Here is a 26,382-nt window from a genome sequence, read left to right as displayed (position 1 = left end):
CAGGGTTCTCCCCGATGTGCGGATGTGCTGGTCAGGCACAGGATGGGAACCATGACGAAAACGAGCTTCGGGGATCAGCTCCAGCAGATCTGGCGGACACGGCCGGTGCGGTTGCCTCGGCAGGGGCCGATCGCTGGCGTGGCGGCCGGGTTCGCGCAGCGATACAACGTCGATCCGGTGCTGGTGCGGGTGGCCTTCGTGGTCTCGGCCATCTTCGGCGGATCCGGGGTCGTGCTCTACCTGCTGGCCTGGCTGCTGTTCAGCGCCGCCGGTGACGAGTCGTCGGCGGCCGAGTCGCTGGTCGGCAAGGGACACAGCTCCCAATCACAGACCAAAACGATCGTGTTGATCGTCGCGCTCGCCATCGCGGTGAGCACGATGGGTCCGGTCGGCGTCGGTCTCGGCGGCTCGGGGCTGATCAGCATGGTCCTGATGCTGGCGGGCTGGTGGATGCTGCACCTGCGCAATCCGGAACCGCCGCCGGGCACCACGAGCGAGTTCAGCGGGCTCGTCGCGGACAGCGGGATCATGGCGACCGGTTACCCCGGCGCGGTCTTCCCGCAGGGCGCACAGCGACCCGCCGGCGACATGTATATGCCGCCGACCAGCGTGTACACCCCGTACACGAAACTGCCGGAGACCTACACACCGGAAACACCGAGTGCCGAACCGGTACCGCCGCAACGGGATTCCGGACCGGTCGATCAGGCACCGCAGGTCGACGCGGCGACCGTGCAGCTGCGCAAGGACGAAAAGGACGACGCGCCAGGCGAATCCGTCCCGCTCGACCAGACCACCGAGGTACTCGACCCGCGCCCGGCGGCCGCCGCCCCCTCGCTCGGCAAAGACCCGGCACCGCGCAGTACCTCCGCGCTGAAGCCGCCGACCCCGGCCACCATCGGCCGCCCGACCCCGCCGTCCTGGGATCCGCTCGGCGTCGCGCCGCTGGCCTGGGGCCTGCCCGAACCGACCCCGGTCCGCACCGTCGTCGCGCCGCCGCCGAAGCGCCCGCGCTCCCGGCTGACCCCGGTGGTGATCGGCCTGGCCATCCTCGCCGCCGCCGGTGCGGGCGCGCTGGCCGCCTCCGGCGTCGAGTGGATGACGCCCGGCCGGATCGCGGCGGTAGCGCTGGCGGTGATCGGGCTCGGCCTGGTGCTCGGCGCGTTCCTGCGGCGCGGCTACGGCCTGCTGGTGCTGACCGCGCCGCTGGCCGGGTTCGTCCTGCTGGCCTCGGCGATCGGCCCGGTCGACTTCAACCGCGGCGCGATGGGCGAGCACAACTGGAAGCCCACCTCGGCCAGCGAGCTCGCGCCGACCTATCGGGTGTCGATGGGTTCGGGCACATTGGACCTGCGGCAGCTGAACCTGACCGCGAATCGCACCGTCGACGTCGACGTGCAGATGGGCGACTTCCAGGTGTGGGTGCCGCCGGGCCTCACGGTGCGCGCCAACTGCACTGCGACCATGGGTGAAGCCAAGTGCGACAAGGGCATCACCGGACCGAACACACCGGGTGCTCCGGTGCTCGACCTGAACATCGACGTCCGAGCCGGAAACGCGGAGGTGCACCGTGGCTGACAAGTCCAGCGAAACCACCGAGACCCGGCGCGGCCCGTCCGCCTCGCTGCTGATCATCGGACTGCTCGCCCTCGGCGTGAGCGCGTGGGCCTTCGTCGGCCCGGAATCGTGGCCCTCGACCAGCGCGGTCCCGATCGGCTGGATCGTGGTGCTCGCCGCGATCATCATCGGCATCGTGCTGGTGGTCTCCCCGCGCCGGCGACGCTGACCCTTCCGGACAAGAAATGGCCCCGTCCACGCGGACGGGGCCATTCTCGTTGCGCCTATCGGGGATTCACTCCCACTCGATGGTGCCCGGCGGCTTGCTGGTCACGTCGAGGACGACCCGGTTGACCTCCGCCACCTCGTTGGTGATCCGGGTAGAGATCCGCTCGAGCACCTCGTAGGGCAGCCGGGTCCAGTCCGCGGTCATCGCGTCCTCGCTGGAGACCGGGCGCAGCACGATCGGGTGGCCGTAGGTGCGGCCGTCGCCCTGCACGCCGACGCTGCGCACATCGGCGAGCAGCACCACGGGGCACTGCCAGATCTGCTTGTCCAGCCCGGCCGCGGTGAGCTCCTCGCGCGCGATGGCGTCCGCCTGCCGCAGCGTGACCAGCCGGTCCTCGGTGACCTCGCCGACGATGCGGATGGCCAGGCCGGGGCCGGGGAACGGTTGGCGGCCGACGATCTCCTCCGGCAGCCCGAGTTCGCGGCCGACGGCGCGCACCTCGTCCTTGAACAGCAGGCGCAGCGGCTCGACCAGATCGAATTCCAGGTCGTCCGGCAGGCCGCCGACGTTGTGGTGGCTCTTGATGTTCGCGGTGCCGCTGCCGCCGCCGGACTCGACGACGTCCGGGTAGAGGGTGCCCTGCACCAGGAACTCGACCTTCGGCGTCTCGCCACCGCTCTGCTCGATCACCACCTCGGAGACCGCGTCCTCGAAGGACCGGATGAACTCCCGGCCGATGATCTTGCGCTTCTCCTCCGGGTCGGTGACGCCCTTCAGCTCGCCGAGGAACTTGTCCACCGCGTCGACGGTGACCAGCTTGGCGCCGGTCGCGGCGACGAAGTCCTGCTGCACCTGCTCGCGCTCCCCCGCCCGCAACAGGCCGTGGTCGACGAACACACAGGTCAGCCGGTCGCCGATGGCGCGCTGCACTAGCGCGGCGGCGACCGCGGAGTCGACCCCGCCGGACAGCCCGCAGATCGCGTGCCCGTCACCGATCTGCTCGCGCACCGCGGTGATCAGCGATTCGGCGATATTGGCGGGGGTCCAGGTGGCGCGGATGCCCGCGATCTCGTGCAGGAAGCGGCTGAGCACCTGCTGCCCGTGCGGCGAATGCAGCACCTCCGGGTGGTACTGCACGCCGGCCAGGCGGCGGGCCCGATGCTCGAACGCGGCGACCGGAGCGCCCGCGGACGTGCCGGTGACCTCGAAGCCCTCGGGCGCGTCGGTGACCGCGTCGCCGTGACTCATCCAGACCGGCTGGATGGTCGGCAGGCCGCCGTGCAGCACGCCACCGTCGACGTTGAGCTCGGTGCGGCCGTATTCGCGGGTGCCGGTGTGCGTGACCGTGCCGCCGAGCGCCTGGGCCATTGCCTGGAAGCCGTAGCAGATGCCGAAGACGGGGATGTCGAGATCGAACAGCCGCGCGTCCAATTGCGGTGCGCCGTCGGCATACACGCTGGACGGGCCGCCGGACAGGATCACCGCGAGCGGCTGCTTCTCGGCGATCTCCTCGACCGTGGTGGTATGCGGGATCACCTCCGAGAACACACTCGACTCACGAACCCGCCGGGCGATCAGCTGTGCGTATTGCGCGCCGAAGTCGACGACGAGGACCGGTCTCTGTGTATCTGCCACCAGCACAGTTTAGTGACGCGGCAACACGGGCGAACCATCGGCACAGCACCTTCGCCGAGCCCAGCTCCAGCAAGCAAAAAGGCGAGCCAGCAAATCGCCCCACCCGCCCCCGCACCGCTGGCTATCCTCGTGCTCGTGCCATTCGCCCGCGCGATCGACGCCGACATCCACTACGAGGACAGCGGCGGGAGCGGCCCGGTGGTGCTGCTAGCACACGAATTCTTCATGGACCGGACGATGTTCGCGGCGCAGATGGCCGCGCTGGCACCGGAATTCCGGATCGTCTCATGGGACGCGCGCGGTCACGGCCGCACCAGGGACGAGGGTCTGCCGTTCACCTACTGGACCGCCGCCCGCGACGCCTTGACCGTGCTGGATCACCTCGGCGCCGAGCGCGCGGTGGTCGGCGGCACCGCGCAGGGCGGCTTCACCGCGCTACGCACCGCGCTCATCGCACCGGAACGGGTGTCGGCGCTCATCCTGATCAGCACCGAGGCCAACGGCCCGACCGCCGAGCAATCCGATGCCACCCAGCAGTTCCTGGCGCAGTGGTACGACGACGGCTCGCGCCAGCAGGCGGCCAATCAGCTGGCGTCCTGGCTGATCGGCGACGATAACTGGTATCGCACGGTCTGGACCACCCGCTGGTTGCTGCGCGACTGCCGCGGCATCGAGGTCGCCGCGGGCTGCCTGCTCAGCCGGGACTCGGTGCTGGAGCGGTTGTCCGAAATCACCTGCCCCGCCTTGGTGATCCACGCCACCGACAGCGGCATCCCGCCCGACCGGGCGCGGCAACTGACGCAGGGCATCACCGGCGCGAGCTATGTGGAGATCGCGGGCGCGCGCCTCGCGGTCACCATGACCCACCCCGAACCGGTGAACATCGCCATGCGTCAGTTCCTGCGCGAGCGGATCACGCCCTCACACGCGCGGTAGGGATCAGCCGCGGACGCTGAGGCCGACCTTCTGGAACTCCTTGAGGTCGGAGTAGCCGGCCTTTGCCATCGAACGGCGGAGGCCGCCAACCAGATTCAGCGAGCCGAACGGGTCGTCGGAGGGGCCGTAGAGGACCTGTTCGAGGCTGGGGCGCACGACATCGCCGTTGCCCTCGTCCAGTTCCCACTCGACGCCGAGCAGCGAGCCACGCGGCACCGAGGGGTGCGCGGCGGCGGACGGCCAGTACCAGCCGCGGCCGGGAGCCTCGGCGGCCACCGCGAGCGGCACGCCGAGCATCGCGGCGTCCGCGCCGCAGGCGATGGTCTTGGCCAGCTGGCCGGAGGTCTCCACGTCGCCGTCGGCGATGACGTGCACGTAGCGCCCGCCGGTCTCGTCGAGGTAGTCGCGGCGCGCGGCCGCGGCGTCGGCGATCGCGGTGGCCATCGGCACGCCGATGCCGAGCACCTCGCGGGTGGTGGTCGCGCCCTGGAACGAGCCGTAGCCGACGATGACGCCGGCCGCGCCGGTGCGCATCAGATGCAGCGCGGTGCGGTGGTCGCTGACCCCGCCTGCCACCACGGGCACGTCGAGTTCGGCGATGAAGGTCTTGAGGTTCAGCGGCTCACCGTCGCCGACGTGTTCGGCGGAGATGATGGTGCCGTGCACGACCAGCAGGTCGACGCCGGCCTGCACCAGCGCGGGCGTGAGCGCGCGGGCGTTCTGCGGGCTGACCCGCACCGCGACGGTCACCCCGGCCGCCTTGACCTGCGCGACGGCGGCGGCGAGCAGCTCCGGCTGCATCGGCGCGGCGTGCAGCTCCTGGAGCATCGAGACGGCCCGCTCGTAACCGCCCTTACCGACGAGCTCGAGCAGCTGGTCGATCTTCGCGGCGACATCGGCGTGCCTGGCCCACAGCCCCTCACCGTTGATCACCCCGAGGCCGCCGAGCCGGCCGAGCTCGATGGCGAACTCCGGCGACACCAGGGCGTCGGTGGGGTGCGTGAGGAACGGGATCTCGAAGCGGTAGGCGTCGAGCTGCCAGGACAGCGACACCTGCTTCGACGAGCGGGTCCGGCGCGAGGGAACGATGTCGATATCGTCCAGCTCATAGGTACGCCGGGCGGTCCGGCCCATGCCGATCTCGACCATGTCGCGCACGTGTCTTCTCCTATCTATTGGCCGCGCGGGCGCGGCGTGTTCGTGGCCCCTGGGTGTCTCGCGTCCGAGCTGTCGAGACTCGCGCCTGCGGCGCATGCGCTTCGACAGCTCGGACGCGAGACGGGCCACGAACGGCGCTCGCAGAACTCGCGCTTCCGGTGGTTTGCCTATGGGCAGCAGAAGCCGGACCGTAGGGGTCCGCCACTCCGCTAGACCATCGGTGCGTACCCAGGTCAGCTGTTGGCACGCTCAATCATGCACGGACCAAGCGGTCTCGTACACGATCATCGAGCGGCTAGCCGCGACCAGTGTAGTTAGGGGCCTCGACGGTCATCGTGATGTCGTGCGGGTGGCTCTCCTTGAGTCCGGCCGCGGTGATCTGCACGAACTGCGCGTCCTGCAGGTGCGCGATGGACTGCGAGCCGGTGTAGCCCATGGCCGCGCGCAGGCCGCCGACGAGCTGGTGGATGACCTGGTTGACCGGTCCACGGAACGGCACCCGGCCCTCGATGCCCTCGGGCACCAGCTTGTCCTCGGCGAGCACGTCGTCCTGGAAGTAGCGGTCCTTGGAGAAGGACTTGGCCTGGCCGCGTCCCTGCATCGCGCCGAGCGAACCCATGCCGCGGTAGCTCTTGAACTGCTTGCCGCCCACCAAGATCAGCTCTCCGGGCGATTCGGCGGTGCCGGCCAGCAACGAGCCGAGCATCACGGTGGACGCCCCCGCGGCGATCGCCTTGGCGATGTCGCCGGAGAACTGGATGCCGCCATCGGCGATCACCGGAACACCGTGCGGCTTGCACGCGGCGACGGCCTCCAGGATCGCGGTGATCTGCGGCGCGCCGACACCGGCGACCACGCGGGTGGTGCAGATGGAGCCGGGACCGACGCCGACCTTCACCGCGTCCGCGCCCGCCTCGACCAGCGCGAGCGCGCCGGCCCTGGTCGCGACGTTGCCGCCGACGATCTGGATCCGGTCGCCGACCTCGGCCTTGATCTTGGTGACCATCTGCAGCACCTGGGCCTGATGGCCGTGCGCGGTGTCCACGATGAGCACGTCGACGCCCGCGTCGGACAGCGTCATGGCGCGCGACCAGGCGTCGTCGCCGACGCCGACCGCGGCGCCGACCAGCAGGCGGCCGTCGCGGTCCTTGGTGGCGTTCGGGTACTGATCGGTCTTGACGAAGTCCTTGACCGTGATGAGCCCGCGCAGCTTGCCGTTGCCGTCGACGATGGGCAGCTTCTCGATCTTGTGCCGGCGCAGCAGGCCGAGCGCGGCCTCCGCGGTGACGCCCTCCTGCGCGGTGATCAGCGGCGCCTTGGTCATCACCTCTTCGACCCGGCGGTTCTGATCGACCTCGAAGCGCATGTCGCGGTTGGTGATGATGCCCACAAGGCTGCCGACCTCGTCCACCACCGGCAGGCCGGAGATGCGGAAGCGGGCGCACATGGCGTCGACCTCGGCCAGGGTGTCGGACGGACGGCAGGTGACCGGATCGGTGACCATGCCTGCCTCGGACCGCTTCACGGTCTCCACCTGGGCGGCCTGATCGGCGCCGGACAGGTTGCGGTGCAGCACGCCCATGCCGCCGGCCCTGGCCATCGAGATGGCCATCCGCGCCTCGGTCACCGTGTCCATCGCCGAACTGACCAGCGGGGTCCGCAGGCGGATGTCCCTGGTCAATTGGCTGGAGGTCTCCACAGAGCTGGGGATGAGATCCGAGGCGGCGGGCAGCAACAGCACATCGTCGAATGTGAGGCCGAGCATGGCGATCTTGTTCGGATCGTCACCACCCGTAGATGGGCGGACAGCGGTGCGTTCGCCCGATACGGGATTACTCATTCGGATCGACCCCTCCTGGACGTCGACAGCGACCGGCGCCGGGATTACCGGCGCCGCGCGCAGCTGATGGGATGGACTGGTGGCTCCGGGAATCGTGTCGGGTGCTCGCCGGGGCCTGACACCATGGTATCTGTCCCGCAAACTCGTCGGCGAAGTGAGCCCACCGGGGACGGGCGGGGACCGGGGGCGGTGCGCATCGGGGGATGGCAGGGAGCGGGGGCGGGTACGCGCCGACGAAACTTGCGGCCGACATAGCTGGCGCAGACCACCCTGTTCTGCGTACCGTGGGGATGTGCGTGACCATCTACCACCTGGCTTGCCGCCGGATCCGTTCGCCGGAGACCCCTCCGACCCGTCCGCCGCGCTCGACGCCATCGAGCCCGGTGAGCCGCTGGATCCCCACGAGCGCCTTGCGGTCGAGGAAGATCTCGCCGATCTGGCCGTCTACGAGGCGCTACTAGCGCACCGCGGAATCCGCGGACTCGTGGTGAGCTGCGAAGACTGTCGGCAGGATCACTACCACGACTGGGACATGTTGCGCGCCAACCTACTTCAGCTGTTGGTGGACGGCACCGTGCGCCCGCACGAGCCCGCCTATGATCCGACCCCGGAAGCGTATGTCACCTGGGATTACTGCCGGGGATACGCGGACGCCTCGATGAACGAGGCCTTCCACGGCGACGGATTCGACGGATTCGACAACTGAGGTTCGGCCCGCCGAACCGATGACGCGCCCCTTCCGGGAGTTCGCGTACCGCGGCATATAGCGCTGTGATCTTCACCGCATCACCACTGGGGCGCGACACCCCGAACGACAGAAAACCGACCGCCATTCGGCAATCGGTTCTTGTCTGGTTCGAGTTTCTCGGGGGTTGCTGACGCCGACTAGCTCGGAGTCGCCGAACCACCTGCGCCGGGCGGGATCACGAACGTGGTGCCCGGATTGTTCTGTGTCGGTGCTCGAGTCGGCACCACCGGCGGCGAGCCGCCGTTGTCCGCGGTCGGCTCGACCACCGTCGGCTTGGAGATCGTGGTCGGCGTCGCCGGCGGTTGGGTGGTCGGCTCCACCGTCGGCGGCGGAGTCGTCACCGTCGGCGGAGTCGGCTTGTCATCGGTCGGCGGTGTGGTCGGGTCGGTCGGCTCAGTGGGCTTGTCGCTCGGCTGAGTCGGCTTCGTCTGCATGATCGTCGGGTCGACCGGCGGCTTCGGCTTCGGCGTCACGCTGACATCCGTCGACGGGTCGGTCGGCTTCGTCGAGGTGCCCTGATCCAGCTGATCGGCCAGATCGCCGTAGCCCCTGTCCCGCAGCTCAGCGACGAGTCGCCTCCACTGAGCCATCAGCTTGTCGTGCCGTTCCGGGCTGTCGACCTGGTCGGCGTTCACCTTGGCCTGCTCCAGGCGTTCCTTGGCTTGCACCGGGTTCTGGGTGATGAGCTTCCCCGCTTCATCCAGATCGGTGTCAGCCCGTTGCGCCACGGTGCTCTGTGCCGCCTGATTGAAGACGACTTCCTTGACCTTCCACAGCGGATCGCCGGGTTCGGACTGATACGAGAACGCCGTCATGCCGCCGAAGACCAGGGCGAGTGCCGCCGCGGTTCCGAGCAACGGGCGAACCAACTTCAGTCGGGTGCTGCCCATGCCGGTCCGCGCCTGACGCGCCGCACCGATCTCCTGATTGACCGCCGCGACGATCTCATCCAGATCCGGTCCCGCGGTCATCGGCGGAGCGATGAGCTCCGCTCGCCAGTCCGCGAGCATGGTCGCGAGCTGATATTCCTCCGCGCTGTCGGTCCGTACCGGGCCATCGCTTGCGATCGCGTCGATCAACGCGTCGTCGCGGCGTACCGCGGCGATGTCGACCGGCCCCGTGTCTCCGGACGCGTCGGCGTAGGGACCGCTGTTTCGCGATCCAAGCCGCGCTTTCCAGTCACCCCGACCGCGCTCGCCATCCCTAGCCATACATTTCACCTGCCCTCGCCACTTGAGACTTCAGTTTCGCGAGTGCCCTGTGCTGGGCCACTCGTATCGCCCCCGCCGTACTGCCCACGGCGACTGCGGTTTCTTCGGCTGACAAACCCATGACCAATCGCAGGATCAGGATCTCTCGATGTTTCTCGGGGAGTGTCGCGAGCAGACGGTTCATCTGCCTGCTCGTCTCCGATTCGAGAGCTCGTTGTTCCGGACCATGGTCGGTGGATATGACATCTGGTACTTCGGCCATTGCCTCCGCCTTGTTACGGGCGGCGTTGCGATGGGCGTCGGCGACCTTGTGCGAAGCGATTCCGTAAACGAAGGCCATGAAGGGCCTGCCCTGGTCTTGATACCTGGGCAAGGCGGTCATCACGGCCAAACAGACCTCCTGCGCAACATCATCCGCGGAGAGCTGCCCACGCTCCGCGGCTCCGATCCGCGCGCGGCAATAACGCACCACGAGCGGGCGGATCATCTCCAGTACCTGAGCTAAAGCGGATCTGTCGCCCTGCGCAGCCGCAGAGACGGCGAGGTCCAACTCTTCGCCCATGTTCGTCATCGTCAGAGAGATTCCCGGCGTTACAAGTGGCACGGTCGGTGATGACCAGTGCTTCCGCCGAAGGGGCGGAACGGAACTAACAATAGCGATACAGCGCGCAGAACAAGCCAACACGGTCGCTCTTACCCGCTTTGACCCAACGCAACCAGATGTAGTCCCGCTTAACGGCTAGGCCACCGCCGGCGGACGAAACCGACCGCCACGTCGGGCGATGGTCGCGGCACAGTCCGCGGCCTCCGCCGCGGCGCCCTCGACCGCCAAGCCCGACCGCAGCATCGCACTGGCCCAGCCCAACGGGAGCAGCCCGTGTTCGCGACACTCCTCGGCGACCTGATCGGCAAGCGCGCGCGACCGATCGTGCTCCCCCGCCACCGCGGCGGCAGCGGCGGCCAGCAGCCGGGATTTGACCAGATGCCGCACCGACGGCCCGCGCTCGGCGAGGTCGAGCGCGGCCGCCGCGTGGGTCAGCGCGGGCTCGACAGTGCCTGCGGCAAGCGAGGTTTCGGCGCTGACCCACTGCCTGCGAATGGCCGGCCGCCAGCCGAGCCGCTCGTCCGGCACCAGGTCGGCGCAGCGGTGCAGCAGTCGCCAGGCCAGCGCCACCCGGCCGAGGCCGAGCGCGTCGGCGGCGAGACCGGTCAGCGCGTCACAGATCGCGTCGCTGCGATCGAACGGGTAGCCGGTCGACTCCGGCGCCAGGCCGGGATCGACCGCGCGATCGCCTATGGATTTCGTAGAGACCAGGGCGACCGCCCGGCCGTCGAGGACGGCGGCCCGGGCATGCCAGCCGAGCTGGCGCAGCAGCGAACCCTCGGCACTCGCGGCCAGCGAAAGCACAATCGGATCGGTGCCGCGGGCCCGCACAATTCGCAATTCGGCGCGGGCCGCGGCATAACGGCCCTGACCGCCCAGAATCACCGCTCGATACCAGGAACCCAGCGCGTCGGGCGCGGTCGGCAACTCGGCAGCGGCACGGCCGGGGCGCGGGCCGAAGGCGCTCTCGGCGAGTATCTCGAATCGGGTATCTCCGAGCGGAGCAGGTGCGAACACGGCCGAAACTGTATCCCGGCCCGGTCCGAGATGGCCGGGAGAAAGACCTGGCCCGACCAACCGGCAACTACTCAGCATTTCTGATCTCTATCCGATGTTTCCATCAGGTAAATCTCGTACCGGCAATCACCGGGCGCCCGCGATCGGAATTCACATGCGTTTCGCGCAATTAACCTCGATGCCCCGTTTCCGCCATCTCGGATCTGCTCGCCGGACCCGCCGCCGAGCGGCGCTGTGACCGCCCCCACCCGACCCCCGTTGGGCTCTGATCGCGGCCCTGCCCCTAAAAATGGGGTCTACCAGCGGAAATGCTTCCTGATCCAGAGCAGCGAGTACCCAGCTGCCACTGGTCAACCGATCAGTATCCCTGGAACCAATGCGAAAAGTAAACAGCTCAAAGGTTAAATTTCGCGGCCTAAGATTTGGGAAACTGCTGCGTCGAACTATTGACGGAATTTCGCGGCTGGACCTAACGTAGCTCATCGCCACGGACGGCGCCGCGCGAAATTGCAGCGACCGCAACGGGCGAACACAGGGGCACCCGCCGACACAGCGCCGTGGCCTACCACACTTTGCAGAACAACTGCTCGACAACGCTGACGAGCTCGCACCACGAGGAGTTCACACAATGCCCATGCCGACCCACCTCCCCGGGCCGAACGCCGATGTCTGGGATTGGCAGATGCGAGGGTCCTGCCGCGGGCAGGACTCCGCCGTGTTCTTCCATCCCGACGGCGAACGTGGCCGAGCCCGTACCGCGCGCGAGATGCGCGCCAAAGAGATCTGCCGGGCCTGCCCGGTGCTGATGCAGTGCCGCAGCCACGCCCTCAAAGTCAGCGAGCCTTACGGCATCTGGGGCGGCATGTCCGAGACCGAGCGCGAGATGCACGCCAGACGCAATCGGCGGCGCATGGCGGTTTAGTTGAAATTTGTTCCCATCCGCGGGGGGCGGCGCGCCGAATCCCTAGCAAACAACCGGCAGGCAACAAGCGGTCACCTCCGCCACGCCTGCAGCGGCGACCACCCGAAGCCGCACACCCTGTCGAGCCCTGCGTTTCGCGGTTAGCTATCGGCGTGTCACGGCGTGTCTCTGATTAGAGCCACCTGGCGTGTCGAAGTTTTCCGCAAAGTCGCTGGGCCACAGGTGGTTTGCCGACACCCCAGCCGAAGGGAGGTCATAGCGACCCGCTACGGTGGTGACCGATGACACAGAATGGAGCGTTGTGACAACGCGGCAGCCGGCCGCAGAGGGCGACTCGTTCCGAAGAGATGCCTTCCCACCCGGTGTGGATTCTGCGGTTACGGCCCGCGCCGCCGAGAGCATCGAACTCGCCGACCTGCTACATCGGTGCGGCGAGTCCGACCAGGAAGCCTTTGCCGAGCTATACGACCGGACGTCCGCGCGCGTCTTCGGTCTGGTGCTGCGCGTCCTGCACGACCCCGGCTACGCCGAGGAGACAACGCAGGAGGTGTACCTGCAAATCTGGCGTACCGCAGCCAGTTTCGACGCCGACAAGGGATCGGCCGTGACCTGGCTGATGACGCTCGCGCACCGGCGGGCGGTCGACCGGGTTCGTGCCGAGCAGGCGCACACCCAACGCGAGGTCGCATACGGAATCCGGGTTCTCGGTAACGAATTCGATGAAGTGACCGAAGAAGTAGAGCGAAGGCTCGAACAGCAGGCCGTCCTCGACGGGCTCGCCACTTTGACCGAGACCCAGCGTGAGGCCATCTCGCTCGCCTACTACGGCGGGCGAACCTACGCGGAGGTCGCGCTGTACCTCGGAGTAGGGTTACCGACCGTTAAGTCCCGAATTCGGGACGGATTGACACGACTCAAAAGAAGTTTGGGGGTGACGTGAGATGAACGAACGCCAGGTCGATCTCGCGCACACCGTCGCGCTCGGATCGATCGACGACGTAGATCACCATGAGGTGCAGGACCTGCTCGATACCGAAGACCCCGCCCTACGTGCGGAGTTCATGAGGGAGATAAGGCAGACGAGAGAAGCACTCGCCACGCTCGCCAGTGCGACGGCGACCCCGCCGCCAGCCACGCTGCGCAGCCAATTGCTCGCGGCCATCGCCGCCGAACAGCCGCCCGTCGCTTCTTGACCTAGGCAAACCGAAGGCCCCCGGACAGTCGTCCGAGGGCCTTCTCTGGTTTCCAGCTCAGTGGCTGTGACCGTGGTGGCTGTGGTCGTGCGCCTCTTCGGCGGGCTTCTCCACAATCGCGCTCTCGGTGGTCAGGATCATCCGCGCCACCGACGCCGCGTTCACGACGGCCGAGCGGGTCACCTTCACCGGGTCGACGACACCGTCGGCCAGCAGGTCTCCGTAGGTGAGGGTGGCCGCGTTGAAGCCATCCTTGCCGTCGGCGACCTTGCTGACCACCACGGAGCCGTCCACGCCCGCGTTGGTGGCGATCCAGAACAGCGGCGCCGACAGTGCGGACCGCACCACCTCGACGCCGACCGCCTCGTCGCCGGACAGCGAGTCGCGCAGCTCGATCAGCGTCGCGGCCGCCTGCACCAGCGCGGAGCCGCCACCGGGCACAATGCCCTCCTCGACGGCGGCCTTGGCCGCGCTGACCGCGTCCTCGACCCGGTACTTGCGCTCCTTGAGCGCGGTCTCGGTGGCCGCGCCGACCTTGATCACCGCGACGCCGCCGGACAGCTTCGCCAGGCGCTCCTCGAGCTTCTCCCGATCCCAGTCGGAATCGGTGGCCTCGATCTCGCGCCGCAGCTGCGCGCCGCGGGCCGCGATGTCTTCCTTGATGCCGACGCCGTCGACGATGGTGGTGTCGTCCTTGGTGACGACGATGCGCCGCGCCTGGCCCAGCACGTCCAGGCCGGCCTCGCGCAGGTTGATGCCGAGGTCCGGGTTGATCACGGTGCCCGCGGTGACCACGGCCAGGTCGTCCAGGAACGCCTTGCGCCGGTCACCGAAGAACGGCGCCTTGACCGCGACGGCCTTGATCGTCTTGCGGATCGAGTTGACCACCAGGGTGGACAGCGCCTCGCCCTCGACGTCCTCGGCGATGATCAGCACCGGCTTGCCGGATTCGGCGATCTTCTCCAGCAGCGGCAGGAAGTCCGGCAGCGAGCTGATCTTCTCGCGGTGCAGCAGGATGAGCGCATCCTCCAGCACGGCCTGCTGGCTGTCGGTGTCGGTGACGAAGTAGGGCGAGAGGTAGCCCTTGTCGAACTGAACACCCTCGGTGACGACGAGTTCGGTCTGCGTGGTCGAGGACTCCTCGACCGTCACGACGCCGTCCTTGCCGACCACGGTCAGGGCCTTGCCGACCATCTCGCCGATTTCCTCGTCCCGCGAGGACACGGTGGCGACCTGGGCGATCGCCTTCTCGCCGGACACCGGGGTGGCCGCGGCGAGCAGCGCCGCGGCGACCGCGTCGGCGGCCTTGGCGATGCCGAGGCCGAGCGAGATCGGATTCGCGCCGGCCGCAACGTTCTTCAGGCCGGCCCGAACCAGCGCCTGGGCCAGCACGGTGGCGGTGGTGGTGCCGTCGCCCGCGACGTCGTTGGTCTTGGTGGCGACGCTCTTGACCAGCTGCGCGCCCAGGTTCTCGAACGGATCTTCCAGGTCGATCTCGCGCGCGATGGTGACACCGTCGTTGGTCACGGTCGGCCCGCCGAAGGCCTTCGCGAGCACCACGTGCCGGCCGCGCGGGCCGAGGGTGACCTTGACGGCGTCGGCGAGCTTGTCGACGCCGCGTTCCAGAGCCCGGCGAGCCTTCTCGTCGAACTCGATCTGCTTTGGCATAAGTCCTATTCCTTGGATTGAGACGAGACTGCCCCGGTCCCCGCTCAGGGGAACCGGGGCAGTGTCATGACGACTCGATCCCGGCGGTCGGGTGAGCGTTCATCACTCGATTGCGGCTCGCGCCGCAACGACCGCGCGGAGCGCGGGTCACTTGGTGACGACGGCCAGCACGTCGCGCGCCGACAGGATGAGGTATTCCTCGCCCTGGTACTTGATCTCGGTGCCGCCGTACTTGCTGTAGATGACGGTGTCACCCTCCTTGACGTCGACCGGGATGCGGTCACCCTTGTCGGTGACGCGTCCTTCGCCGACGGCGATGACGGTGCCCTCCTGCGGCTTTTCCTTCGCCGTGTCGGGGATGACCAGGCCGGAGGCCGTCGTCGTCTCGGCCTCGTTGGCCTGGACGAGGATCTTGTCCTCGAGCGGCTTGATGTTCACGCTCGCCACGTTGAGCCCTCCACTTTCAGGGGATGTCGTCCGCAACTGTTGTTCCGGACCATCGGTATCAGGTTTTGATGCTGACCCTGTCGCATAGCCCCGTCGTCGCGGGTGCCGGGACCCCTGCTCAGTAGTCAAAATGCCTGGCACACGCCCAGTGCGTAGAACGGAGAAAACTCCGGCCGCGCACATCAGCAGTACCGACTAGCACTCTATACATGAGAGTGCCAGCGCTCAAGGCCGGGATGTGCCAATTTCGGATCGCGCGACCCCCGGACCGTCGCGCTGCCGAGCGCTCCGGCGCACGCCCGTGGTCGCCGACACGCCCAACGCACGCCCGGAGGGGTTTTCAAGAGATCCGGAAAACTGTAACGTTCGGATAACGGATTGTGACAGTATTGACGACGGTCGCTGTCCGACCGCTGTGTTCGTCACGAACCAGTGCCGTCGGAGACCAGGGGTTGTCACAGAACGTACGTCGCTACACCGCTCGGCGTCACCGAATACCTCAGCGTGATCCGAAGTTCCGGCGTCATCGAACACCCAGCGTCAGAGAAGAACCAGCGCCAATCGAGCTGCATCAGAGAGCTAGCCACACGTGATCCATCGCCGGTCCCCGCGACCCATCCGGATAACGGGACCGCACGGGTTTCGAAGCCGGATCGTCCGTCGACCACAGGCGGTTCGGCAGTCCAATCGAGATGGTCAGCGGCACTTGATCATCCGCTCGAAGGGAGGTGAATGAACATGCGAACATCCCTCGGTATCTCGGCCGGGTCCGAGGTCGTGTGCTCCGCGCTCGTCGCCACCGCGTCGAACGGCGCGCAGAGCTTCGACTACCGCGTCGTCTCCGCCGACGCGGCCCACTCCGACCTCGGTGACCTCGTCGCGTCCTCGATCGAGCTGATGACCACCCAGCTACCCACCACGCAGCTGCACGACGCCGGCTATCCGGTCGGCGCGCGCTTCGCCGGCGCGCAGCCGCGCAACCTGGAATCGCCGACCAGTCGCCCGCCGACCAGCGTCGCCGTCGCCTACCGCAGCAAGGAACAGGCGCAGGCGATCCGCTCGGCCACCGGCAAGCAGCGCGACCTCCGGCTCGTCCCGGAGGGCACCGCGGCGCTCACCTACCTGCGGCACACCGGCCTGCTGGACCGCTACGACACCGTCGCCATCGTCGACCTCGGCGCGACCGGACTCACCGTGACCGTGGCCGACCAGGCCGACGGCACCGTGCTCCGGTCCGAGCGCACGATCACGGTCAGCGGCAACGCCATCGACGATCTCATCTACCACCACCTGGTCGACCTGCACTACGCCCGGCGCGGCACCCGCCCCAACCGCGGCATGCTGACCAATCGCGGCCGCGCGGCCAAGGAACATCTGTCCATCGCGCCCGCCGTCACCATCGACCACGTGGCCGGCCAGCCGCTCAAGCTGACCCGCGCCGACTTCGAGGAGCTCATCGCCGACCTGCTGCGCGAGACCGCCGTCTTCGCCGCCGCGGTGTTCGCCCGGGCGCCCAAGTTCCCGCAGGCGGTGACGGTGATCGGCGGCGGAGCCAACATTCCCGCCGTGGTCGACACGCTCGGCGCGAAGCTGGACGTCCCGGTGTTCACCGTCGAAGATCCCGACGCCGTGATCGCCAAAGGCGCCGCGCTGGTGGCCGATTCGGTGCAGCCGTCGGTGTTCCCGGTGGCCGCGCTCGGCGCCGACGCGCCGGTCGGCACGTTCACCAAGGTGGTCGGCACGCTGGCCGGCGCGATCGTGGTGGTCGGCCTGATCATCGGCTACGGCGTGAAGACCTTCGCGCCCACCTCCGACGACGAGGTCTCCCCCGCCGGCACCACCAGCAGCGTCTCGCAGCTGCCGCCGTCGCCGGGCAGCATCGTCGCGCCGACCGGCGCGGGCACCTCGACCAGCGGCCGGAATCAGGAAAGCACCAATCGTCCACCGACCGGCAACATTCCGCCGATCACCCAGGACCGCGGCCAGCCGTCGAGCACCGCGACCCCAACCCCGGCCACCCCGCCGACCCAGCCGACGCTGCGCCCCGACCCGAACCTGCCGGTGATCCCGTTCCCGGAGCTGCTCGGTCCGTTGTTCGGCAATTCCGCGGGCCCGCAGGGTGGTTCGTCCGGCCAGGACAAGAACCGGCCCACCACCCCGAATCAGCGATCCGCGCCGACGCAGGCGCCCGCGCAGTCACACCTGCCGCTGCCGCCTCGGCAGAATTCGGGTTCGGCGAATCCGGGCGCGGGAAACCCCTGGCAGTTCGGCGAAAACGACTGACCTGTACGGAGACCGGGCGGCCACTACCCGGAGATCGTGAGTCGGCTAGGACTCTCAGACCACCCGGCTGATCGAAACCGGCAGCCCCGGATCGGTCGCCACCGTCAACGGCGAAGGCTTCGCGCCACCCGCGATCACATGCGCGCCGAGCGCCGCGATCATCACCCCGTTGTCCGTGCACAGCCGCGGCTTCGGCACCCGCAGCGTCAATCCGGCCGCCGTGCAACGCTCTTCGGCCATCGACCGGATCCGGGAGTTGGCCGTCGCGCCGCCGCCGAGCACCAGCGTGTCCACGCCGACGTCCTGGGCCGCCCGCACCGCCTTCATGGTGAGCACGTCCGCGACCGCCTCCTGGAACGACGCCGCGATGTCCGGGATCGGCAGATCCTCGGCGGTCAGCCCACTGCGCTGCGCCGACTCGACATAACGCGCCACCGAGGTCTTCAACCCGGAGAACGAGAAGTCGTAGCGCGCGTCCCGCGGCCCGGTCATTCCGCGCGGGAACGCGATCGCCCGCGGATCGCCCTGCCGTGCAGCGGCATCCAGCGCCGGACCGCCCGGAAACCCGAGCCCGAGCAGCCGGGCCACCTTGTCGAACGCCTCGCCCGCCGCGTCATCGATGGTGCTGCCGAGCTCGATGATCGGCTCGGCCAGATCGGTGACGTGCAGCAGATGCGTGTGACCGCCGGAGACCAGCAGCGCGACGCACGGCGGCATCGGTCCGTGCTCCAGCGTGTCCACCGCGACATGCCCGCCGAGATGGTTCAACGCGTAGAACGGCACATCCCACGCCGCCGCATAGGCTTTCGCGGCCGCGGCGCCGACCAGCAGCGCACCGGCCAGGCCGGGTCCGATGGTCACGCACAGCGCGTCCGGCTTCGCGATCCCCGCCGCGGCGAGCGCCCGCCGCATGGCGGGCACGATCGCCTCCAGATGCGCGCGCGACGCGATCTCCGGCACCACGCCGCCGAACCGCGCGTGCTGATCGACGCTGGAGGCGACCTCGTCGGCGAGCAGCTCGCAGCTGCCGTCGTCGTGCCTGCGCACGATGCCGACTCCGGTTTCGTCGCAGGAACTTTCGATGCCCATGATGATCACGAAAGAACCTCGTCCGGGAGGGGCAGCGCGCTCAGCGCGGGCCTGCGCATGGTGTAGGCGTCGGCGCCGCTGGGGTGGTAGTAGTTCTTCCGCAACCCGATGATGTGGAAACCGTGCTTGGCGTACAGCGCGATCGCGGGCGTGTTGTCGGTGCGCACCTCGAGGAACACCGGCCCGCCGCGGTTGCCCGCCACGTCCAGCAGCGCCTCCAGCAGCAGCGTGCCGATGCCCGCCCGCAGGCAGGTCGGGTCGACACCGATGGTGTGCACCTCGGCCTCGGGGTGTTCGTCATCACCGAGCAGCGCGACGCCGGCGTAGCCGACCATTCGCCCGTCGTCGTCGCGGGCGGTGATGTAGCGATTGTGCGGCGCGGCCAGCTCCGATTGGAAGGCCACCGCGTGCCAGGGATCATCCTCCGGGAACAGCAGCTGCTCGAGTTCGACGCAGCGGTCGATGTCCGCGGTGACCATCGGCTCGATTCGGATCGTCATCCGCCTCACGCTCCTGTCCGGTCCAGCGCGCGATAGCTCTTCTCCACGGCGTCGGGCCTGCGCAGATACAGCGGCACCAACGCGTCCGGCACGGTACGCGCAAGCAGCTCGGCCGCGGCCACCCGCACCAGCCCGGCCGGCGACGGCGTCTCCACCGGCAGCACCGGCAGGTCGAAGAAGTCGACATGCGAGGCGGATCCGGCGATCACCGTGGCCTGCGCCATATCCACCTCGCTCGGCTTGGCCACGTCCGGCCCGGCCACGCGCGCGCCGTCGCGGTAGCGCGCCCAGTACACCTCCCGGCGGCGCGCGTCGGTGACCACCAGCAGCTCGCTGCCGGGTGTGAGGTCCGACACCGTGTCCGCGGCGATCGCGTCCAGGCTGCACACGCCGTACACCGGAATGCCCAGCGCGTCACCGAAGGCGGCGGCCGTCGCCATGCCGACGCGCAGCCCGGTGAACGGGCCCGGCCCGATGCCGACCACGACCGCGTCGAGGTCGGCCCTGGAACGTCGCGCCTCCGTGAGGCATTCGAGAATCTGCGGGGTGAGCACCTCGGCATGCGCGCGCGGATCGACCCGAACCCGGGAGGCGAGGGTGCGCGTGTCCGCGCCCTGTGCGGCCTGCTCCAGTTCCACCAATCCCGCTGTCACGGCGGGTGTCGCGGTGTCGACACTTAATACCAGCATGATTGATCCAACGATACCGGTTGGTAGCTGCCGTCGGTGCGGAGCTACCGAGTAGTTAATCCACCCATTCCCATTCGGCGGTGCGCACGTCGGAATCCGGTTCGCGTGACAGCAGCACCCGCAGGTGCCGATCGCTGAGGTGTTCCACGACCCCGCGGCCCCACTCCACCACGACCACCGCCTGATGCAGATCGGTGTCGAGGTCCAGGGCATCCAGCTCGTCCAGATCGCCGCCGAGTCGATAGGCGTCCACGTGCACCAGCGGCACCGCGCCCTCGTCGGTGCCGGCCCGGTGCTGGCGGGCGATGATGAACGTCGGCGAGCTGACCCGCCCCTGCACGCCGAGCCCCGCCGCGATGCCCCGGGTCAGCGCGGTCTTGCCCGCGCCGAGCGGGCCGTCGAGCACCACCAGGTCGCCCGCGCCGAGCCCCGCCGCGAGTTCCCGGCCGAGCGCCTCGGTGTCGGCGACGGTGGGCAGAGTCCGCTGCTGCCGGTCAGCCACTGGTCACCTCCGAGGCCTGGGTCGGTTCACGCACGCCGGCGCGGACCAGCAATCGATCCAGCGCGTCGTTGACGATATCCGGGTATTGCAGGTGCGCCATGTGCGCGGCGCCGATGAGCCGGATCAGTTCGCTGCTCGGCAGCTCGTGCGACAGCGCGCGAGAGTTGCGGAACGGGATCACCAGATCGTTGGTGCCGCCGAGCACCAGCACCGGCAGGTGCGCGAGGGTCGGCAGCGCGGCCGATTCATCGTGCAGCTCGATGGCTTTCAGGAATTTGACTATGGTCTCGACCGGCGTCCGATCGATCATCATGGTGGTGAACCGGGACAGGGTGGGACTCACCGGGCCGTGATACGAGCTGACGTGCAGGATCGGCGTGATCACATGCCGGGCCGTGGACCGGCCGGCCTGCACCAGCGCGGGCGCGGTGTGCACCGCCATCCGGAACCCGTCGATCGCCGGGCTGCGCAGCAGCTGGGTGATGCCCGCCGCGGTGACCTCGGCGGCCGCGGTGGACAGCAGCGCGACCCCGATCACCCTGGCCGCGAACAGCTCCGGGAACTGCGCCGCGGCCGCGAGCACCGCCATCCCGCCCAGCGAATGCCCGACCAGCACCACCTGACCCGTCGGCGCGCTCGCCGTGATCACCGCGGCGAGGTCGCGGCCGAGCTGGGCGACGGTGCAGCTCTCCGTCTCCGGCGTGCCCGAGCGGCCGTGCCCGCGCAGGTCGAACAGCACGAGGCGCGCGCTTGCGCCCCACCGCTTTTCGAGGTCGCGGCGCTGAAAGTGGAAGGACTCCATGGTGTTGCAGAAGCCGTGCACGAAGATCACGGTGACCGGCGCGTCCGCGGGACCGCATTCGCGGGTGGCCAGGCGCACGCCGTCCTCGGTCAGTACCGCGCCCGAGCGGTCCTCATCGATGAGATCGAAGTTCTCGTCGCGGTATTCGTCGCGCCGGGCCGGCCACAGCACGCGGGCGCCCGCGCGGCGCAGCGCGTGCACCCCGGCCAGCGCACCGACCACACCCGCGGTGGCGAGGCCGCCGCGCAGCATGGTGATCCGGCGGCTCACCGGGAACCGCCCACGTAGCGGCGCGTCGCGCGGCCGCGCGGCGAGCAGACGACCTCGTAGTTGATCGTGTCGAGCCGGGCCGCCCAGTCCTCGGCGCGCGGCGCGCCGTCCGCGCCGCCGAACAGCACCGCGACATCGCCCTCCTGGACGTTCGCGGCGTTGTCGCCGAGGTCGACGACGAACTGGTCCATACAGACCCGGCCGACGCTCGGCTGCCGTGCGCCGCCGAGCCACACCTCGAAACGTCCACTCAGCGGCCGGAATACGCCGTCGGCGTAGCCCGCGGGGATGAGCGCGATCGTGGTGTCGCGCGGGGCGACCCAGGTGTGCCCGTAGGAGACCCCCTCCCCGGCCGCGATCCGTTTGACCTGAACGACGCGGGCCTGAAAGGTCATCGCCGGGCGCAGGCCGAAGTCACCGAGTTCGGGAACCGGGGACAGGCCGTACATCGCGATGCCCGCGCGGACCAGGTCGAAGGCGAGGTCGGGGCGGGTCAGCGTGGCGGGCGAGTTGGCCAGGTGCACCAATTCCGGTTCCAGGCCGTGCTCTTTGGCGGTGGCGATGGCGTCCAGCAGGCGGTCGCGTTGCAGGTTGTTGGTCGGATGCTCGGGCTCGTCGCCGCGGGCGAGGTGGGAGAAGATCGCCCGGAAGCGCACCGCCTGCTCGTCGACCAGGGATCGCAGTTCGGTGAGCGCCTGTGGATATTCGACCGCCGACAGGCCGTTGCGGTTGAGGCCGGTGTCCACCTTGAAGGTGACCGTCGCGGTGCGGCCGGTTTCCCTGGCCGCCGCTTCCACCGCGCGCAGCTGACTGAGCGAGGAGACGCCGATCTCGAGGTCGGCATCGATCGCGGCGGCATAGTCCGCGCCGGAGTCGTTGAGCCAGCTCAGGATCGGCGCGGTGATCCCCGCCGCGCGCAGTTCCACGCCTTCGGCGATCGCGGTGACGCCGAGTTCCGCGGCACCCGCGGCCAACGCCGCCTTCGCGACTTCGACCGCGCCGTGGTTGTAGCCGTCGGCCTTGACCACCGCCATCACCGCGGCATCGCCCGCGAATTCCCGCAGAATGCGCACGTTCTGGGCAATGGCATCCAGATCGACGACCGTCTCCACTTGCGTGTACATGCCCGCCTCTCCGGGAATCAGGCCAGCTGCCGACGCCACGGCAGTGGCCTCGGCGGCTGGCGGTGACGCGGCGGGCTGTGCTCAGCCCGTACCCGACGAGTTACCCACGTGCCGTCGGAGTAAGTCGTCACGTTCTGCTGAAGTCTATTGGGGCGGCCAGGTCTGATCGAAGTGAGTTGCCGCGGCCGTGTCCTGCGGCACAGATCATAGGGCGTGCCTATGACTGAATCCGACTGCACGCAGGGTTCGGATGGCCGGACGGAGGTGCTCGAGCAGCGGGGTCGCCGAAATCGGCGCGGCTTCGGGCTGCCCGGCATGCGCGGCGAGATTGGCGGCGAGGGAGTGCGCCCTGGCGGCGGCCGCGGCGGACCAGGCGGGGGTGTGGCCCGCGGCGAGCAGCGCGCCGATGATGCCGGAGAGGACGTCGCCCGCGCCGGCGGTGGCGGCCCAGGACGCGCCCGCCTCGTTGACCAGGACCGGTGCACCAGGTGCCGCGACGAGGGTGGCGCGGCCCTTCAGCAGGACGGTGAGTTGCCAGTCGTCGGCGAGCGCGCGAACCGCGGCCACTCGGTCATCGCCGACCTCTGCCCCGGTGAGTCGCGCGAATTCGCCTGCGTGCGGGGTCAATACGGTCGGTGCGGTGCGGCCACGAACCAGCTCGGGTTCGGCGGCAAGCAAGGTGAGGCCGTCGGCGTCCACCACGACGGGCAGGTCGGTGGCGAGGATCTCGACGAGCCGCTTGTGCGCGTCCGCGTCGGTGCCCGCACCGGGACCGAACACCCAGGCCTGGACCCGCCCGACCGCCGAGACCTGCTCGGTGGCAATGACTTCGGGGAAATGCGCGAGGACCTCGTCGGCGCCGGTTCCGGCGTACCGGACCAGGCCCGACGTCGCCGCGACGGCAGCGCCGGTGCACAACACCGCCGCGCCCGGGTATTCCGCGCTGCCCGCGCACACACCGGTGACACCCTGGGAGTACTTGTCGTCGGTGGCATTCGGCACCGGCCAGCTCGCGCCGATCGAAGCGGGTTCCAGCGCCGCCAGATTCGGCTCCGGCAGGCGTAACCCGATGGGCACCAGTTCGATTCGCCCGCAGTGCGGCGCGGCGAGCACGTGCACCGGCTTGTACGCGCCGAACGCGACCGTGACATCGGCCTGCACGGCGGGCCCGGCGATCGCGCCGGTATCCGGATCCACGCCGCTCGGCAAATCCGCGGCAATGATCGGGACCCGCAGCGACGCAACGAGTTCCGCGGCATCCGGCCGCAGCGCGCCACGCCCGGAAATGCCCACGATGCCGTCGATGACCAGGTCGGGGTCGCCGACCTCCGTGGATAATCGACCGCCCGCCTTGCCCAGCGCCGCAAGACCTTTCGCATGGGCGCGCGCCGGATTCAACAGCACCGCGGTCACGGCGACGCCCCGCCGCCGCAGCATCGATCCGGCCCACAGCGCGTCACCGCCGTTGTCGCCCGAACCGACCAGCAAGGTCACCGAACGTCCGGCGACCCCGCCGGTGCGCGCCCGCAGCTCACCCGCGACGACGGTGGCCAGACCGTAGGCCGCGCGCTGCATGGGAACGCCGTCCGGGACCCGGGTGAACAGCTCGGCCTCGGCCGCGCGTACTTCGTCGGCGGTGTAATAACCCCGCTGCGTGGACATGAATGAATCCTCCACTTCGGCACTACTCGTTCGCAGACTACGCTTGGCCATCATGTCAATGGTCAAGCCCCGTGCAAGGTCCACGCAGGTTGTCACCGGGTTCGCGGTGGCAGCGGCGCTGCTGGTCGCCGGGTGCGGGGGCAGCGACTCCGGCGCCGCCGCGACCAGCACGAAGCGGCCGCACCCGACCACCACGACGGCCCAGCCCACCGGCGACGCGAAACCCGCCGACGCCACCGTCGAGGTGAGCAACATGAAGTTCGCCCCGGCCGAGCTCACGGTCAAGGCCGGCGACACCGTCACCTGGCACTTCAAGGACAAGGCCCCGCACACCGTGCAGGGCATCGGCGACAAGGCCATGGGCCTCAACAGCCCGATCATCGACAAGGGCGACTGGAGCTACACCTTCACCGTCCCCGGCACCTACCGCTACCTCTGCTCCCTGCACCCGGAAATGCGCGGCACCATCACCGTGCAGTAGTCGCCGCAACCGGGACATCACAGCACCATATGTCGCGAGGTGCCTCCGCCACGTCCCGCCGGCCACGGCGAGCAGACCCATTCACGCACCGAACGGGACATGGCCGTGCCAACAGACGAGGAGGCGCGGCATCAGGTCCCGTTCGATGACGCCGTTGGTCAGACCGGACGGTACTGGCGGGCTCGAGGACTGCGGGCGGAGCTGGTGTTGAGGGCTTCCACGGCCGCCACGAGCGGGGCCAGTTCGGGGTCGGCAGCTGCTTGGCCGAGCGCGCTGGACAGGGCGTCGTCGTGGGTGGGGCGGGCCTGGGCCAGCAGGGCCAAGCCCGGCGGGGTGACGTCGGTGTAGATGCCACGACGATCGTCGGGGCACAGGTAGCGCTGAAGCAGGCCGCGGTCCTCCAGCCGGGTGACCAGCCGGGTCGTCGCGCTCTGGCTCAACACCACCGCCTCGGCCACCTGGTTCATCCGCAGATGCCCGCCCGGTCCGTCGTGCTGACGGCTGAGCACGACCAGCAGCGAGTACTCGCGGACGCTCAGGTCGTGCCCGGTCTGTAGCGCCCGTTCGATGTGCGCCTCGATCCGATCGTGCAGCAGCGACAGTGCGTACCAGCCATCGGCCAGGCCGGTCAGGGCGGCATCCGCGGTCATCGCGTTCCTTCCGCGTAGAGGGTGTCCCTCCAGGATAGATGAGCTTCGCAATAGCCCGCGCTTGCAATTATCACGCGCCTGCAATTATTGTTTACGCCTGTAAGGATCAGGCGCAACTTATCGTGGAGGCTCTCGCTCATGCCGCTCGCACTCCTCGCCCTGACGCTCGGGGCATTCGGAATCGGCACCACCGAATTCGTCGTCGTCGGGTTACTCCCCGACATCGCCAGTACCTACGCGGTGTCCATCCCCACCGCGGGACTGCTGGTCACCGGGTACGCGCTCGGTGTGGTGGTCGGCGCACCGCTGATGACCGGGCTCGGCACGCGGGTCTCGCGCAAGCGCATGCTGCTCGGCATGCTGCTGCTCCTGGTCGCGGGCAACGTATTGTCCGCTGTCGCACCGACTTTCGGCCTGATGCTGACCGGACGGATCGTCGCCTCGCTGGCGCACGGCGCGTTCTTCGGCATCGGCGCGGTCGTCGCGGGCGCCGTGGTTCGCCCGGACAAACGCGCCGGCGCGATCGCGATCATGTTCACCGGACTGACCGTCGCCACCATGGTCGGCGTCCCGTTCGGCACCCTGCTCGGCCAGCAATTCGGCTGGCGGCTCACGTTTTTGATCGTCGCGCTGGTCGGCCTGATCGGCCTGGTCGGCATCGCCCTGCTGGTCCCGGAGCAGCCCGCCCCGCAGGACGCGCGGCTGCGCACCGAGCTCGCCGTGTTCCGCAACCCGCAGGTGCTGCTCGCGATGGCCATGACCGTGCTCGGCTTCGGCGGCGTGTTCGCGGCGATCACCTATCTCGCGCCGATGATGACCGAGGTCACCGGCTTCGCGGACAGCTCGGTCACCTGGCTGCTCGTGCTGTTCGGCGTCGGCTTCTTCGCGGGCAACCTGATCGGCGGCAAGTTCGCCGATCGGCACCTGATGCCGATGCTCTACCTGTCCCTCGGCGGTCTGGCCGTGGTGCTCGCGCTGTTCACCCTCACCGCGCACAACAAGATCGCCGCCGCCATCACCGTCGTGCTGATCGGCGCGCTCGGCTTCGCCACCGTGCCGCCGCTCCAGAAGCGCGTGCTCGATCAGGCCTCAGGCGCACCAACTTTGGCCTCCGCCGTCAACATCGGCGCCTTCAACCTCGGCAACGCCATCTCCGCCTGGCTAG

26 protein-coding genes are annotated in these 26,382 nt (G+C 69.0%); 10 read left to right on the top strand and 16 right to left on the bottom strand.

Annotated elements, in window-relative coordinates; genetic code table 11:
• Nucleotides 1–42: 42 nt before the first annotated feature.
• Together AB0M22_RS39735 and AB0M22_RS39730 are read left to right on the top strand one after the other, a co-directional pair.
• Nucleotides 43–1,578, top strand: a complete 1,536-nt coding sequence (locus AB0M22_RS39735) for a PspC domain-containing protein (RefSeq protein ID WP_364737946.1) — start codon at nucleotides 43–45, stop codon at nucleotides 1,576–1,578.
• Entirely contained in the window at nucleotides 1,571–1,786 is a 216-nt protein-coding gene (locus tag AB0M22_RS39730; RefSeq protein ID WP_364737943.1) for a hypothetical protein, read from the top strand. The genes AB0M22_RS39735 and AB0M22_RS39730 overlap by 8 nt, the downstream gene beginning before the upstream one ends.
• A 66-nt stretch (nucleotides 1,787–1,852) precedes the next feature.
• Here the strand turns inward: AB0M22_RS39730 and guaA are convergent, their stop codons facing one another.
• On the bottom strand, nucleotides 1,853–3,421 hold the full coding sequence (gene guaA, locus AB0M22_RS39725; RefSeq protein ID WP_364737941.1) for a glutamine-hydrolyzing GMP synthase: 1,569 nt from the start codon (nucleotides 3,419–3,421) through the stop codon (nucleotides 1,853–1,855).
• 135 nt (nucleotides 3,422–3,556) lie between these two features.
• On the opposite strand from guaA, the gene AB0M22_RS39720 reads away from it, so the two are divergent.
• The gene (locus AB0M22_RS39720; protein WP_364737939.1) at nucleotides 3,557–4,357 is read left to right on the top strand and encodes an alpha/beta fold hydrolase; all 801 of its coding nucleotides are present in this window, start codon (nucleotides 3,557–3,559) and stop codon (nucleotides 4,355–4,357) included.
• A 3-nt stretch (nucleotides 4,358–4,360) separates the two neighbouring features.
• Here the strand turns inward: AB0M22_RS39720 and AB0M22_RS39715 are convergent, their stop codons facing one another.
• Both AB0M22_RS39715 and guaB read right to left on the bottom strand, forming a co-directional pair.
• Nucleotides 4,361–5,515 (bottom strand): GuaB3 family IMP dehydrogenase-related protein, encoded by a 1,155-nt coding sequence (locus tag AB0M22_RS39715; RefSeq protein ID WP_364737938.1) that lies wholly within the window; start codon nucleotides 5,513–5,515, stop codon nucleotides 4,361–4,363.
• Between the two features lie 295 nt (nucleotides 5,516–5,810).
• Nucleotides 5,811–7,355, bottom strand: a complete 1,545-nt coding sequence (guaB, locus tag AB0M22_RS39710; RefSeq protein WP_150404218.1) for an IMP dehydrogenase — start codon at nucleotides 7,353–7,355, stop codon at nucleotides 5,811–5,813.
• 292 nt (nucleotides 7,356–7,647) lie between these two features.
• Between guaB and AB0M22_RS39705 the strand changes: the two genes are divergently transcribed.
• A complete protein-coding gene (locus AB0M22_RS39705) occupies nucleotides 7,648–8,061 on the top strand; it encodes a DUF5319 domain-containing protein (RefSeq protein ID WP_022567296.1) in 414 nt (137 codons plus the stop codon).
• Nucleotides 8,062–8,240: 179 nt separating this feature from the next.
• On the opposite strand, the gene AB0M22_RS39700 is transcribed toward AB0M22_RS39705, so the two are convergent.
• From AB0M22_RS39700 to AB0M22_RS39690, 3 genes are all read right to left on the bottom strand, one after another.
• On the bottom strand, nucleotides 8,241–9,314 hold the full coding sequence (locus tag AB0M22_RS39700) for an anti-sigma-D factor RsdA (protein ID WP_364737936.1): 1,074 nt from the start codon (nucleotides 9,312–9,314) through the stop codon (nucleotides 8,241–8,243).
• Nucleotides 9,307–9,885 carry a sigma-70 family RNA polymerase sigma factor gene (locus AB0M22_RS39695; RefSeq protein WP_364737934.1) on the bottom strand — a complete coding sequence of 193 codons (579 nt, stop codon included), beginning with the start codon at nucleotides 9,883–9,885 and terminating at the stop codon, nucleotides 9,307–9,309. Before AB0M22_RS39695 ends, AB0M22_RS39700 begins: the two co-directional genes overlap by 8 nt.
• A gap of 168 nt (nucleotides 9,886–10,053) precedes the next feature.
• Nucleotides 10,054–10,935 carry a hypothetical protein gene (locus AB0M22_RS39690; protein ID WP_364737931.1) on the bottom strand — a complete coding sequence of 294 codons (882 nt, stop codon included), beginning with the start codon at nucleotides 10,933–10,935 and terminating at the stop codon, nucleotides 10,054–10,056.
• A gap of 628 nt (nucleotides 10,936–11,563) precedes the next feature.
• Here AB0M22_RS39690 and AB0M22_RS39685 point away from each other — a divergent pair.
• From AB0M22_RS39685 to AB0M22_RS39675, 3 genes are all read left to right on the top strand, one after another.
• Entirely contained in the window at nucleotides 11,564–11,857 is a 294-nt protein-coding gene (locus AB0M22_RS39685) for a WhiB family transcriptional regulator (RefSeq protein ID WP_014981828.1), read from the top strand.
• 364 nt (nucleotides 11,858–12,221) lie between these two features.
• Nucleotides 12,222–12,797 (top strand): sigma-70 family RNA polymerase sigma factor, encoded by a 576-nt coding sequence (locus AB0M22_RS39680; RefSeq protein ID WP_150404215.1) that lies wholly within the window; start codon nucleotides 12,222–12,224, stop codon nucleotides 12,795–12,797.
• Between the two features lies 1 nt (nucleotide 12,798).
• Nucleotides 12,799–13,050, top strand: a complete 252-nt coding sequence (locus tag AB0M22_RS39675) for a hypothetical protein (protein ID WP_364737928.1) — start codon at nucleotides 12,799–12,801, stop codon at nucleotides 13,048–13,050.
• Between the two features lie 57 nt (nucleotides 13,051–13,107).
• Here the strand turns inward: AB0M22_RS39675 and groL are convergent, their stop codons facing one another.
• Nucleotides 13,108–14,718, bottom strand: coding sequence for a chaperonin GroEL (gene groL / locus AB0M22_RS39670; RefSeq protein ID WP_364737926.1), 1,611 nt, complete (start codon nucleotides 14,716–14,718; stop codon nucleotides 13,108–13,110).
• A gap of 147 nt (nucleotides 14,719–14,865) precedes the next feature.
• A complete protein-coding gene (gene groES / locus AB0M22_RS39665; protein ID WP_014981824.1) occupies nucleotides 14,866–15,165 on the bottom strand; it encodes a co-chaperone GroES in 300 nt (99 codons plus the stop codon).
• Between the two features lie 738 nt (nucleotides 15,166–15,903).
• Between groES and AB0M22_RS39660 the strand changes: the two genes are divergently transcribed.
• The gene (locus AB0M22_RS39660; protein WP_364737924.1) at nucleotides 15,904–17,448 is read left to right on the top strand and encodes an Hsp70 family protein; all 1,545 of its coding nucleotides are present in this window, start codon (nucleotides 15,904–15,906) and stop codon (nucleotides 17,446–17,448) included.
• Between the two features lie 54 nt (nucleotides 17,449–17,502).
• Here AB0M22_RS39660 and tsaD read toward each other — a convergent pair whose 3' ends face one another.
• From tsaD to AB0M22_RS39625, 7 genes are all read right to left on the bottom strand, one after another.
• Complete coding sequence (gene tsaD / locus AB0M22_RS39655) at nucleotides 17,503–18,546, bottom strand: tRNA (adenosine(37)-N6)-threonylcarbamoyltransferase complex transferase subunit TsaD (RefSeq protein ID WP_364737921.1); 1,044 nt, start codon at nucleotides 18,544–18,546, stop codon at nucleotides 17,503–17,505.
• On the bottom strand, nucleotides 18,543–19,037 hold the full coding sequence (rimI, locus tag AB0M22_RS39650; protein WP_150404210.1) for a ribosomal protein S18-alanine N-acetyltransferase: 495 nt from the start codon (nucleotides 19,035–19,037) through the stop codon (nucleotides 18,543–18,545). Before rimI ends, tsaD begins: the two co-directional genes overlap by 4 nt.
• Nucleotides 19,038–19,042: 5 nt before the next feature.
• Entirely contained in the window at nucleotides 19,043–19,726 is a 684-nt protein-coding gene (gene tsaB, locus AB0M22_RS39645) for a tRNA (adenosine(37)-N6)-threonylcarbamoyltransferase complex dimerization subunit type 1 TsaB (protein WP_364737917.1), read from the bottom strand.
• Nucleotides 19,727–19,781: 55 nt separating this feature from the next.
• Complete coding sequence (tsaE, locus tag AB0M22_RS39640) at nucleotides 19,782–20,228, bottom strand: tRNA (adenosine(37)-N6)-threonylcarbamoyltransferase complex ATPase subunit type 1 TsaE (RefSeq protein WP_364737914.1); 447 nt, start codon at nucleotides 20,226–20,228, stop codon at nucleotides 19,782–19,784.
• A complete protein-coding gene (locus tag AB0M22_RS39635; protein ID WP_364738240.1) occupies nucleotides 20,221–21,282 on the bottom strand; it encodes an alpha/beta hydrolase in 1,062 nt (353 codons plus the stop codon). Before AB0M22_RS39635 ends, tsaE begins: the two co-directional genes overlap by 8 nt.
• A gap of 14 nt (nucleotides 21,283–21,296) precedes the next feature.
• Nucleotides 21,297–22,424 carry an alanine racemase gene (alr, locus tag AB0M22_RS39630; protein WP_364737912.1) on the bottom strand — a complete coding sequence of 376 codons (1,128 nt, stop codon included), beginning with the start codon at nucleotides 22,422–22,424 and terminating at the stop codon, nucleotides 21,297–21,299.
• 204 nt (nucleotides 22,425–22,628) lie between these two features.
• Entirely contained in the window at nucleotides 22,629–24,086 is a 1,458-nt protein-coding gene (locus AB0M22_RS39625) for an NAD(P)H-hydrate dehydratase (RefSeq protein ID WP_364737910.1), read from the bottom strand.
• Between the two features lie 52 nt (nucleotides 24,087–24,138).
• Here AB0M22_RS39625 and AB0M22_RS39620 point away from each other — a divergent pair, with 52 nt between their 5' ends.
• The gene (locus AB0M22_RS39620; RefSeq protein WP_364737907.1) at nucleotides 24,139–24,567 is read left to right on the top strand and encodes a cupredoxin family copper-binding protein; all 429 of its coding nucleotides are present in this window, start codon (nucleotides 24,139–24,141) and stop codon (nucleotides 24,565–24,567) included.
• A gap of 158 nt (nucleotides 24,568–24,725) precedes the next feature.
• Here AB0M22_RS39620 and AB0M22_RS39615 read toward each other — a convergent pair whose 3' ends face one another.
• On the bottom strand, nucleotides 24,726–25,217 hold the full coding sequence (locus tag AB0M22_RS39615; protein ID WP_364737905.1) for a MarR family transcriptional regulator: 492 nt from the start codon (nucleotides 25,215–25,217) through the stop codon (nucleotides 24,726–24,728).
• Between the two features lie 138 nt (nucleotides 25,218–25,355).
• Between AB0M22_RS39615 and AB0M22_RS39610 the strand changes: the two genes are divergently transcribed.
• On the top strand, nucleotides 25,356–26,382 hold a 1,027-nt coding region (locus tag AB0M22_RS39610; protein WP_364737903.1), incomplete at its 3' end, for an MFS transporter.

This window comes from Nocardia sp. NPDC051756 (genome assembly GCF_040681495.1).
Classification (GTDB): Bacteria; Actinomycetota; Actinomycetes; order Mycobacteriales; family Mycobacteriaceae; genus Nocardia.
Note: the sequence above shows the minus strand (reverse complement) of the source record. Positions and strands in the feature narration are given on the sequence as shown.